Origin of the sequence: Phyllobacterium sp. (genome assembly GCF_037994425.1) — a bacterium.
Lineage (GTDB): Bacteria > Pseudomonadota > Alphaproteobacteria > Rhizobiales > Rhizobiaceae > Phyllobacterium.
Map to the genome: position 1 here is coordinate 1 of NZ_JBBNAM010000390.1, position 11,717 is coordinate 11,717.

The following is an 11,717-nucleotide window of genomic DNA, read 5'->3' on the forward strand; positions in this document are numbered from 1 at the left end:
ATGCTAGGCAATAAAAAGATGACAGCTTGCCTCAGCCGAGAAAAAATTTTGGCCCTTATTCAATTTGTCGTGAGAACCCCAAAGCGTTGCTGCCATGCAAAACTCGCCTAAAGATCGAGCATCCAGGTTTGGCCGACGAGGTCATGGCCGAAAGAGCGGTGCCTTTCTTCGTCGATGAGCCGGAAACCTGCGGCCTCGTAGATGCGGCGGGCGGAGACCAGTATGTCATTCGTCCAAAGCTTGAGCTGCCGATACTTCTTGCGCCGCGCCTCTTCGATGCACCTCGCAACGAGTTCGCGGCCAATGCCCAAACCGCGCGCGGACGGTTCAACGTAGAGCAGCCGCAGCTTGGCGGCACCCTCCTCATCGCCCTTGACGAGAAAGATCGATCCCGCAATTGCCCCATTATGTTCGGCTACCCACGCAGCGTCGCGGTCTGCATCGAAATGCGCGACGAACTTGCTGAGGATGTCGCAGACCAGCCCTTCATAGGTCCAGTCCCAGCCATATTCCTCGTGATAGAGCACCATCTGCCGATGGATTATCCAGCCGATATCGCCCGGACATAAATCACGGTAGGTGACGTCCCGAGGCCGCGGAGCCGCGACATCGAGAATGGTATGTATATGGCGCATGGACTCCACAAGCTGTGCGCGCGCGGTTGCGGAGAGCGGCGCGATCAGCCCTTCGATTTGTTGTTGCGAGCCGAGATCAAGCGCTGCAAATGCCTTTTCGCCTGCCGTTGCCAGGGCGATCAAGCGCTGCTTTCCATGCGCGGGGTTGATACGGATACGGATGAGCTTGCGCTTGCAGAATCTCGCGACGATCCGGCTGAGGTGAGCTTTGTCCATGGCAAGGCTCCGGCCTAGATCAGCCGCGGTCTGTTCGCCATTTTTGGCGAGTTCGTACAGAACGCGTCCCTCGGCCAGCGTGTAGTCGCTGGCGAGCAGATGCTTGTCGAGGAGCCCGATTTCCTTGGTAAAGAAACGGTTAAACTGGCGGAATTCTTCTACGGCGTTAATGGCGTCATCTCAATGTTGTCAGTGACAACATAAAATACATTCCAATTTCCTGCAAGCGCGCTTCAAACGGAAGTATGCGGTGTTGCCGTCAAGCAAGTGATATGCTCTCTAGCGTTCAAAGGGGTGATGATGACAACGATGGATGCGATCACAAGCAATCCCGTGGCGGGTGACTGCGTGGAGAGCACCACGGTCGAGACGGAGCTTAAACTGCTTGTTGCTGCCGAAAGATTTGCTACGTTCCGCGAGCGGGCCTTGGAGCGGCTTCCCACGCGCAACAAAGGCATCATCCGCCGGCTCGATGCAGTCTACTTTGACACGGCTGACCATGCGTTGCACGAGGCCGGACTGACGTTGCGGGTCAGGCGAACCGGCCGTAGCTTCACCCAGACTGTCAAGCGCATCGTTTCGACCGGATCGCTGTCACGCCGCGAATGGGAAACGCCGGTTGCATCGATGACGCCCGATCTCGGCGCCCTGCCGCTGGAGGAGATCGGCGCGCCGTTCGACAAGCTCGACCCGCAAGCCCTCGTGCCGACCTTTGCCACCAATGTGCGTCGGCATGCACTCATGGTCGATGTTCCGGGCGCTCAAATAGAGGTTGCATTTGATGATGGGAAAGTCGAGGCCGGCGCGCGGCAACTGCCAATTTCGGAGGTGGAGCTCGAATTGAAGCAGGGGCGCCCTGCTGCCCTCTATGAACTTGGCCTCAGCCTGATGGAGTGGGAGCCGTTGCGGCTCGGTGTTCAGACAAAATCCGATCGCGGCTATACGCTTGCCGGCGTAGAGGTGCCAAAGGCGGTCAAGGCAACGCAATCAAGCATTCGCCGCGATGATATTGTCGATGACGCCATTGCGAGCCTCCTTGGCAATTGTCATCAGCAGATTTTGGCAAATCTCGTTCCCGCCGAGCTTAGCGAGGTACCGGATGGCGTTCACCAATTGCGCGTTGGGCTGCGCCGCTTGCGCACATTGCTTTGGCTGCTGCGTCGCGAGATCGGCGCGCCGGCGCTGGCGGCGCTGGAGGCCGAGGCGAAGCAGCTCGCCAGCAATCTCGGACCGGCGCGGAACTGGGAAGTCTTCATTGCCTCGACCGTCTCGACGCTCGAAAAAGCAGAGCTGGAGGATGTCGAATTTGCCGGCTTGCGGATGGCTTCGCTTCCCTTCAGGGACGAGGCCTATGTCAAGGCGAGGGAAGTACTCGCCTCGCCGAACGTCAATCGCTTTCTCCTCTCACTGGGCTTGGTGATTGGACAGCGCAGCTGGCGCAACGACATCAGCGCCGGAACCCTGGGCATTCTTTCGGAACCAGTCGGTAAGCTTGGTGCGCGGGCCCTTGGCCGCATCGAGCGCAAGGCGCTCAAGCTTGGCCGGCACTTTCGCCAATTGCAGCCAGAGGAGCGGCACAAGCTGCGCATAACACTGAAGAAGCTGCGCTACGCCACCGAATTCTTTTTGCCGCTCTATGCCGGGCACGGAGGGACGAGCAAATATTTGAAGCGCCTGGCAAATCTGCAAGATTCCCTTGGTGCCGAAAACGACATTGCGACGTCACGTGGGCTACTTCACCAACTCACGGAAAAAACGACGGAACCCGGCGTTCACCGCGCGATCGGTGCGGTCATCGGCTGGCAACGATGCCATCAACTTGCACAGGCCGGTCAATTGCAAAGCGACTGGAAAAAGTTTGAGCGGCAGCCGCTATTTTCAGACTAGCGTCACCTCATTCAGATGGACCGCTATTTCCTGAGGCGAAGCCCGTCCAGGTCGAATCGATGTTCAGCCAGGTGTTGACGGGCTGCAATGACTTGAACCCGATGCTCCGCGGCAGCGGCGCCGCACCGCGATCGAAGCTGTTGCGGTAAAGAATGGTGTTATATTTGCGCGAGCTTCGCCTCGGCGCTTCCTTGAAGTTTCCATCATAGGTCCACATCAGCCGGAAGGCATCGATGAACCCGTAGGGAAGGTTCCTGAACCTGTTGCCCTCGAAGACCGTACCGTTGTAATCCGCGCCCTCGTAACTCCAGCTTTCGTACTCGACGCCGATATAGGCGAGCCGATCGAACGTGTTCTTGCGGTAGATGTTGCCGAGACCGCCCCAGACGCCCTCCGCCCCTTTGTCCGTGAATGTGGTTCCGACATAGAGGCCGCTATTGCTATCGCTCACCATATTGTTCGAGTATTGCAGGAAGTAAGGGCTAAGGCCCGCCGTTGACACCAATGCAACAGTCATCATTGCGTGCCGCATCTGCGAAATCTGGTTGCTGTCCACGACTGCGTCATAGACGTTGCCATAGAGGAGGACCGCGGTGGAATCAGAGTCGTGCTGGCTAAAACTCGGCCGCCCCTCGAAGCGATTTTTATAGACCGCAATCTGCGACGCAACACTTGCCAAAGCGAAGCGGCTGGAACGATCCGGCACGACGTTCCAGGGCCTATCCAATGTCGCCGTGTTTGCTTCTACGCCGAGGATGTGGCGGCGCTGACCTGCGCCCCTGCCGCCGACGATAACGAGATCCGCGCCTCCCGGCTTGTCAGAAGCAGAAAGTTCCTTGAACGTCGCACTTGTGGGCGTCGCCGTGACGAATCCGTCCTTGAGAGCACTGCCCACCATCTCGAAGCAGATCTGTTCGCCCTTGTTGCAATCAACTTTTTTGCAGTCGTGCGGCGCGGCATTGTGGGAGGTATTGCCCTCCCAATACAGGTTTTTCAAGCTGCCAAAATGCGCCTGTGCGATGAAAAAACGCCCAATTCCGTGGCCGTCGTCACGGTTCTCATCGGCATTGGCAAGATCATTGCCGATCATGGAAAAGTCGCGGCCGCCCCAAAGAGCAACAACCGACTCGCCGTAGCCGGTCATGCGAAAGCGGTTGTTGGTCATGAATATCTGACGGCTGCTACCATAGAACGATCCATTTTCGATAAGTTCCGAACCGTCAATATAGATGCCGGACGAGGCGTCCGTTTCCAGCGCTGGAATGTTCCACGCGAGGAGCCTCACCGATTGCAGCCGCAGATTGGCACTGGACGGAATGTTCAAGAGCGGCTTGGAGCCGGTGTTTCCATTGGCGTCGAGGGTAAGGCGCTCGAACTGCGCGTTGTGTCCCGCGCCCGTGATCATACTGGCACCTAAGTTCACACCAAGCCGGATTTCGGTGCTGTCCATCCCGGCACCGAGCCAGCGCACATTGTCAGGCGCTCTCAGGGCGGCGGAGACGAGATATGCGCCCGCTGGAAAAAGGACCGTCGACGGCGCCTTGGCAGCAGCCGCAGCGAGAGCCTTTTCGATTGCTGCCGTATCGTCGTTGGTACCGTTGCCGGTCGCGCCGAACGACTTGACGTCGAGGACTTGCTCGTCCTGCCCGGCCCACGGTGACTTGGCGAGGACGCGCAATGTCAGCGGACCGCTCCAGCCGAAGCGGCCGCCATGGCCATTGTGGGCCCAGACCTCGTACGAACCGGCCGTCAGGTCCGGGACCTTGAAATCTACTCTGAAGGGGTTCACGGCAGTGGGCGTTACAAATTGACCGGGCGCATCTGCCGGCTTGATATAGACGAAGGATACCGACGTGCCATTCGATTGCGAAAGGTTGCGACCGTGGAGGGAAATCGTCGTCGTGGGCACCACGTTGTCCGGACCGAGCCACCATGCTTCGGTGCGATTGATGGCAAATGGCTTGCCGCGGGCTCCGTCACGCTGCGGCCAGACAAGATACATCGACCACGCCGGCAAGGAGTCCGGCAAGAGAAGCGTTGCAGCGGTCTCGTCGGCGCGCAGCGGTTTTGCTGTCAGGAAAGAGCCCTCCAAGCCGGTTGGCGCCTGCGCGTAAATTTCAAATCCGACCCGCTGGTCAAGGCCAATGCCGGTCATCGAGACGATTTCGTCTGGCCCCGCGGTCCGCGAGATCTCTGCGATGGCAGGACCAGAGGGGCTTACCTCAAAGGTGGGCGCCTCAAAGCGATCGATCGCCGGTGGCAATGGCGGCTCGGGAGTCGGAACGGGAAAGCCGAAATCGGGCGGATCTGCGCGTTGCGTTAGCGCTGCAGCCGAACCACCATTGCCTGCCGGCGCCGTGGGAGCCGCGTGAGCAATGCCCAAGATGCCAATCAACATCATCGGGCCTGCGACCAGGTTCAGGATTGACCTCGCGAAACGGCGCATTCCCCAATAACTCCGCCCTTGCATTGTTCTTGCATGAAGCCAGACCGCGCGGCGTTTTGATAGGAGTCGAATGATAAATTGAACGTGATCCCTCGAGGGGAAGATCTCGTAGCAACGTGAGCGTGGAGGGGTGCCGTTTCCATAAGATATGACGATATTCGGGCACCCACACACACAAGTCGCTAATTCGGTTGGCCGCCAACATCATGTCGGCATTGACGCCCGTGTGTCAGGCTAATCAAGCAAATCCTGCCGATGCGGCGTGAAGGTATCGACCAGGCGACCTTTCTCGATCGCTCTTACTCCATGAATTGCACCCGAGGGCACGATGAAGCTGCCTCCCATGCCGATGATCGACGTTTTCCCATCGACGGTCACTTCAAACCGGCCCTCGGCAACGTAGCTTGCTTGCACGTGCGGATGCGAGTGCAATTCGCCGATGCCACCCTCATCGAAATCAAACTCGACCTGCATGAGTTCGTCTGTGTAGACGACAACGCGCCTGCGGTTGCCATTCTCAAGAATCGTCCAGGGAATCTCATCGGCCTGGGTGAACAGTTTGACTTCGGACATTAACGTCTCCTATCTCGCCAGCCAGCCGCCATCGACCGGAATGGTTGCGCCGTGCATGTAGTCCGACGCACTCGACAAAAGAAAGACAGCCGGATCGCCAATGTCCCGGGGCTCGCCCCATCTTCCGGCCGGAATCCTTGCAAGGATCGCTTCATTGCGGGCTTGATCGCTGCGCAATGCCTCCGTGTTGTTCGACACGATGTAGCCCGGCGCGATCGCATTGACGTTGATGCCCCTTGCTGCCCACTCGCAGGCGAGGAGACGCGTGATGCCAGCCAGGCCCGATTTCGATGCCGTATAGGATGCGACCCTTATCCCGCCTTGGAAACTCAGCATCGAGGCGATGTTTACAATCTTGCCCGACCTGCCTTCAGCAAAAATGTGCTTGGCAAGCGCCTGCGACATGAAGAAGACGGAACGCAGGTTGACGTCCATGACGTCGTCCCAATCCTCAAGAGTGAAATCTACCGCGTCGGCGCGCCGGATGATGCCCGCATTGTTCACGAGGCCATTGATGGGTCCAGTTTCCCGCCAGATCTTGTCGATCACTTCCATGGCAGTCTTAGCATCGCCCAGATCCGCCCGGAGCTCGGTAAACCGCCCGCCTTCCGTCGCGATCAATCCGGCAGTCTCGCTCATGTCGGATCGGCCCACGCCGATGACGTTTCCACCCGCCCGGGAAACCGAACAGGCGATGCCTTGACCGATGCCGGTGTTCGCGCCGGTTACGACGACGTTCTTTCCATGCAGGCCGAATGAGCCAAGGCCGTTCATCGAAGGTCCTCCATCGCGACCGGATCAACATCGGTGTAATCGACATTGTCTCCCGCCATTGCCCACACGAAGGTGTAGCTCGAAGTGCCGACGCCGGAATGAATCGACCAGCCGGGCGAGAGCACGGCTTCTTCATTCTTCACGACCAGATGACGCGTCTCGTTCGGCTGCCCCATCAAATGCACGACCCGCGCATTTTCCGCCAGATCGAAATAAAGATAGGCCTCCATTCGCCGGTCATGCACGTGGCAAGGCATTGTATTCCACACTGATCCGGGCGCGAGGGTGGTTATGCCGACCACAAGCTGGCAGGTCTTGACCGCCTCCGGATGAACGAACTGGTAGATTGATCGTTCATTGCTCGTTTCTATAGAGCCGAGATCAAGCCGGCGCGCGTCCTTGATACCGATGTGCCGTGCCGGATGGCTGGCATGGGCGGGGGCGCTCAGAAGGTAGAACTTCGCAGGAAGGTCGGCGGAGGCGGATTTGAAGGCGACTTGCGAACCCATGCCCGCATAGACCATATCACGCGACCCGCACTCGAATTCCGTTTCGTCCACGATGACAATTCCGGCGCCGCCTATATTGACGACAATAAGTTCGCGGCGCTCCAGAAACGATGACGTTCCTGTTGGCTTGATATTCTCCAATCGCAATGGCGCAGCTCCGGGAACGACGCCGCCGACGATCATCCGGTCATAATGCGTATAATGCAACGCGACTTCGCCAGGCACGAAGAGGGGTGTGACCAAGAAATGTTCGCGCAACTGGGTGGTGTTGAAGCCTGCGGCCGCAACTGGGTCGATTGCGAAACGATTGCTGTGGGTATGATCCATGATTCCTCCGATGCCAGCATGTGTTTTCTTATCATACATATTGGCGATGACAAGACAATCAACGTAGACAAGCAAGATAAGTTTCCACTTAGCAGAGACCAAAATGGCGGCAAGCACGTGATTCAACTGAATTTTATCGGACACAATTTTTCAAAACGCTCATATTTCCGCTAAAAATTCATCATATGAGTTTCAGACTAATCGAAAACATTATGTTGACAGATATCGTTGAGCGCTCTACGGATTTTGCAAGACGACGGCTTCCGCCAGGGAGGTTATGGGGGCCGGATGTGAATATCTCGGGAGGATTTCATGGCGCTAAACTTCAAGCTCGGTGCGATGCTGGCATTTGCGGTCGCAGTCACCTTTTCTTCGGCAAGTGCACAGACTGTCTTCAGGTCATCCGATACGCATCCGGATGGCTATCCCACCGTCGAAGCGGTGAAGTATTTGAGCGACCTGTTGAAAGAACGCACGAACGGGCGCTACGCCATCGAGGTGTTCCATTCCGGCCAACTCGGCGAGGAGAAGGACGTCATCGAGCAGGCACAGTTCGGCGTGATCGACATGATCCGGGTCTCGATGGGGCCTTTCAACAACATGGTGCCGGAGACGATCGTTCCGTCCCTGCCTTATGTCTTCCGCTCCACCGAGCACATGCGCAAAACGCTTGACAGCGAAGTCGGGGATGAAATCCTGGCGGCATTCGAAAAGCACAATCTCGTCGCGCTCGCCTTCTACGACTCCGGGGCGCGATCGTTCTACAATGCCAAGCACCCGGTCAAATCGGTCGCCGATCTGAAGGGCTTGAAACTTCGCGTCATCCAGTCGGACATATTCGTCGATCTCGTCAATGCGCTCGGCGCGAACGCCACGCCGATGCCCTATGGTGAGGTCTATTCCGCCCTCCAGACCGGCGTGATCGACGGCGCCGAGAACAATTGGCCCAGCTATGAATCGTCGAAACACTCCGAGGTAGCGAAGTACTTCACCCTCGACCAGCATTTGATCGTGCCCGAGATCCTGGCAATCTCCAAGGCGACTTGGGACAAGCTCACGCCCGAGGATCAGAAAATCGTTCGGCAGGCAGCCAAGGACAGCGTCAAGAAACAACGCGAGCTTTGGGAAGCTGCCGAGAAGACCTCACGTGCTAAAGTTGAAGAAAGTGGAACGCAAGTCGTTGAAGTCGATAAACAGCCATTCATCGATGCGATGAAGCCCGTCTATGACAAGTATCTGAAAACGCCGGAGATGAAGGCTCTCTACGACCGCGTTCAGGCCGTGCAGTGACAAACAGGCGCGCCAGGAAAGTCGCCGGTTCGAGCGTCTTTCCTGGTCGCTGAAAGGAAGATACATGACCGCTCTGGTCCTCTCCCCTACGGTCCGATTCCTCAATGTCATCAGCAAGCTGGCGCTTTGGCTTGCCGGTATTGGCCTCGTGCTGATGACAGTGTTGATCGCTTATCAGGTCTTCAGCCGTTACGTGCTCAACTCGAGTCCGAGTTGGACAGAAGCTGCATCGACCATGCTCATGACATGGTTCATCTTTCTCGGCGCGGCGATTGGCGTCCGTGAGGGCTATCACCTCGGCTTCGATGTGCTCCTTGCGATCGGAACGCCGCGCGCCCAGTCGATCATGCGCAGTCTTTCCGACCTGGTGGTGCTTGGATTTGGCGCCGGTATGGTCGTCTGCGGGATGCAGCTTGTCATGGGAACGTGGAATACGACGCTACCGGCACTCGAACTGCCAGGAGGTACCAGCTATCTGCCCCTGGTTGCGGGTGGCGCGCTGATGTGCCTGTTCACCGTGGAGCGCCTGCTGCAGCGCCTTGGTAGTGTTGAACCAGTCCTCGAAAATCTCGAAGGGTAATCCAGGTGGAGTTGCTTATCCTCTTTTGCACATTCGTGCTTCTACTTGCCATTGGAACCCCAATCGCATTTTGTATTGGCGTATCGACATTCGCCGCAGTGCTCTATTTGGGGTTGCCTCCGGTCATCGTTTTTCAACGATTAATTGCGGGGGTAACCATCTCGTCGCTCATGGCCATTCCGTTCTTCATTTTCGCGGGGGATTTGATGGTACGCGGTGGTATCGCCGCGCGGCTGGTGGCGTTGGCGGGGTCACTTGTCGGACACCTGCGCGGCGGACTTGGGCAGGTCAATATCGCAGCATCGACAATGTTCGGAGGAATTTCCGGGTCTGCCATTGCTGACGCATCCGCCATCGGGGGACTGATGATTCCGCAGATGAAGGCGCGCGGCTACGACGTCGATTACGCGGTCAATGTCACCGCCGTTGGCGCGATTATTGCGTTGCTCATCCCTCCATCGCACAACATGATCATCTATTCTATTTCCGGCGGCGGCCGCATTTCCATCGCCGACCTCTTCACAGCCGGCATCATTCCGGGTCTGCTACTTGCCGTCGCACTGATGATTGCTGCCTATTTGGTAGCGCGTAAACGCGGCTATCCCACAGGCGTGTTTCCTGGCTTTGCCGCAATTGGACATATGGCCATCGCCGCAATACCGGGATTGATCCTCATTGGAATCATATTTGGCGGCGTACGCTCGGGCGTCTTTACCGCTACGGAAAGCTCTTGCATCGCAATCGTCTATGCAGCCCTCGTTACCGCCTTCATCTATCGATCGCTTTCCTGGGAGGCGTTTGTCGAGGCGACGCTCGGTGCGGTTCGCACGACGGCGATGGTCTTGATGATCATAGGAACGGCAGCCGCTTTCGGCTGGCTGTTGGCGTTCCTGAAGGTGCCAACGCACATGATCCAGTTCATGCAGTCGTTGACCGATAATCCATTGATCATTTTCCTGATGATCAACCTCATCCTGCTGTTTCTCGGCACCTTCATGGACATGTCGCCGCTGATCATCATTACCACACCGATTTTCTTGCCGGTCGTCACAGCCTTCGGGATGGATCCGGTCCATTTCGGCGTGATCATGATCCTCAATCTCGGTATCGGTCTGTGCACGCCGCCCGTTGGTGCGGTTCTTTTCGTTGGATGTGCTGTGGGCAAGATCTCGATCTGGACCGCCATCAAGACGATCTGCCCGTTTTATGCGGCGGCAATAGCCGTCTTGCTGCTTGTGACTTATATCCCGGCGATCTCGCTCTTTTTGCCAAATCTGTTCAAATGAGCCGGAGTACGAATCGATTGTCTGTAGCCATGTGCGGCTATATCTTTGGGAAACGACAGAGCTTGAATGAAGACCTTGGTCGCTAGCGTGAACCCCGCCGTTTCGGAACTGAAGACAGCCCACAGGCAAAAGCTGTCGGAGCGTATCATCGTGTCTTTGCGCCAGCAGTTTCTCTCGGGCCAGGTGGCAGTCGGCCAGCGACTGCCGACGGAAAGTCAGCTCGCCGAGACCTTCGGTGTCAGCCGCACGGTCATTCGCGAGGCGATCGCTGCACTGGCTGCGGACGGTCTCGTGGAGTCGCGGCAAGGCGCCGGGATATTCGTCACGGAATCGCCTGTGATTGCGCCGCAGTCCATGCTGCGCTCCGATATTCCCAATAATCTATCGAGTGCACTCAACGTTCTCGAAGTTCGCATGGCGATCGAGATGGAGAGCGCTGCATTGGCGGCTGTTCGCAAGAACTCGTCGCAGGAGGCGGAAATTCAGGAGGCGTTCTTCGAGTTCGATCGACTTTTGAATTTGGGGGAGCCGACTGGAAAGGCCGATTTCGCCTTTCACCGCTCGATTGCCGGCGCGACGAATAATCCGGTCTATGTCGAACTGCTGGATGCCCTCGGCGCGAGAACCATACCTTGCGACGTGACCTCGCCTTGGGCCACCGAGGACGTTCTCTCATATAACTACCAGGCGGGATTGCAAAAGGAACATCTGGCCATCATGAACGCCATTCTGTCGGGCGACGCCGATTTAGCCAGAAGTGCTATGCGAGAGCATCTGTCTGCCAGCCAGGAGCGGTACAGAGCAAGGCTGCGGGAGCGACGGGCGTTGTATGAGCAGCGCGGCGCTTCGTGACAGACAGCTTCAGATGGCAGTTCAACCGTAGAGCGTGCTCCGTTTCATTTAAGGCAAGGCCGCGGTAGCAACGCGCTCACGACGGATAGCGCCGGCCGACGATTGTTTTCGCGGAGAGCGCGCGAAGTCAGGTGCGAGCTTCCTATGTCGGGTTTTGGCCAGACGACCTTTGTCGGCCGTTCGATGCGGCGGCAAAAACCGCCAACTGAGCGTCTAAAGCACGCTTGTATGCGGGCCGCGCTTCGCCGCGGGCAACATAGGCGGAGAGGTTCGGGTATTCGTTGAGCATACCCGATCCTTTCAACCTCAGCAGCACCGACACCATCTGCAGGTCACCGGCGC

At 57.5% G+C, this 11,717-nt stretch carries 10 protein-coding genes and 1 pseudogene; 5 read left to right on the forward strand and 6 right to left on the reverse strand.

Going from position 1 to position 11,717, the window contains the following annotated elements:
- Positions 1-107: 107 nt before the first annotated feature.
- Entirely contained in the window at positions 108-1,022 is a 915-nt protein-coding gene (locus tag AAAB35_RS26000) for a bifunctional helix-turn-helix transcriptional regulator/GNAT family N-acetyltransferase (protein ID WP_340671242.1), read from the reverse strand.
- A 138-nt stretch (positions 1,023-1,160) separates the two neighbouring features.
- Between AAAB35_RS26000 and AAAB35_RS26005 the strand changes: the two genes are divergently transcribed.
- The gene (locus AAAB35_RS26005) at positions 1,161-2,738 is read left to right on the forward strand and encodes a CHAD domain-containing protein (protein ID WP_340671234.1); all 1,578 of its coding nucleotides are present in this window, start codon (positions 1,161-1,163) and stop codon (positions 2,736-2,738) included.
- Between the two features lie 7 nt (positions 2,739-2,745).
- Here AAAB35_RS26005 and AAAB35_RS26010 read toward each other — a convergent pair whose 3' ends face one another.
- From AAAB35_RS26010 to kduI, 4 genes are all read right to left on the reverse strand, one after another.
- Positions 2,746-5,184 carry a glycosyl hydrolase family 28-related protein gene (locus tag AAAB35_RS26010; RefSeq protein WP_340671235.1) on the reverse strand — a complete coding sequence of 813 codons (2,439 nt, stop codon included), beginning with the start codon at positions 5,182-5,184 and terminating at the stop codon, positions 2,746-2,748.
- Between the two features lie 234 nt (positions 5,185-5,418).
- Entirely contained in the window at positions 5,419-5,757 is a 339-nt protein-coding gene (locus AAAB35_RS26015; RefSeq protein WP_340671236.1) for a cupin domain-containing protein, read from the reverse strand.
- A gap of 9 nt (positions 5,758-5,766) precedes the next feature.
- Entirely contained in the window at positions 5,767-6,531 is a 765-nt protein-coding gene (gene kduD / locus AAAB35_RS26020; protein ID WP_340671237.1) for a 2-dehydro-3-deoxy-D-gluconate 5-dehydrogenase KduD, read from the reverse strand.
- Entirely contained in the window at positions 6,528-7,367 is an 840-nt protein-coding gene (gene kduI, locus AAAB35_RS26025; protein ID WP_340671238.1) for a 5-dehydro-4-deoxy-D-glucuronate isomerase, read from the reverse strand. Before kduI ends, kduD begins: the two co-directional genes overlap by 4 nt.
- A gap of 339 nt (positions 7,368-7,706) precedes the next feature.
- Here kduI and AAAB35_RS26030 point away from each other — a divergent pair, with 339 nt between their 5' ends.
- The 4 genes from AAAB35_RS26030 (at position 7,707) to AAAB35_RS26045 (ending at position 11,375) form a co-directional block, all read left to right on the forward strand.
- Entirely contained in the window at positions 7,707-8,657 is a 951-nt protein-coding gene (locus AAAB35_RS26030; protein ID WP_340671243.1) for a TRAP transporter substrate-binding protein, read from the forward strand.
- 64 nt (positions 8,658-8,721) lie between these two features.
- The gene (locus AAAB35_RS26035; RefSeq protein WP_340671239.1) at positions 8,722-9,237 is read left to right on the forward strand and encodes a TRAP transporter small permease; all 516 of its coding nucleotides are present in this window, start codon (positions 8,722-8,724) and stop codon (positions 9,235-9,237) included.
- Positions 9,238-9,242: 5 nt separating this feature from the next.
- Positions 9,243-10,523 carry a TRAP transporter large permease gene (locus AAAB35_RS26040; protein ID WP_340671240.1) on the forward strand — a complete coding sequence of 427 codons (1,281 nt, stop codon included), beginning with the start codon at positions 9,243-9,245 and terminating at the stop codon, positions 10,521-10,523.
- Between the two features lie 66 nt (positions 10,524-10,589).
- Complete coding sequence (locus AAAB35_RS26045) at positions 10,590-11,375, forward strand: FadR/GntR family transcriptional regulator (protein ID WP_340671241.1); 786 nt, start codon at positions 10,590-10,592, stop codon at positions 11,373-11,375.
- Between the two features lie 142 nt (positions 11,376-11,517).
- Here AAAB35_RS26045 and AAAB35_RS26050 read toward each other — a convergent pair.
- A pseudogene (locus AAAB35_RS26050) lies at positions 11,518-11,717 on the reverse strand (hypothetical protein); the annotation flags it as partial.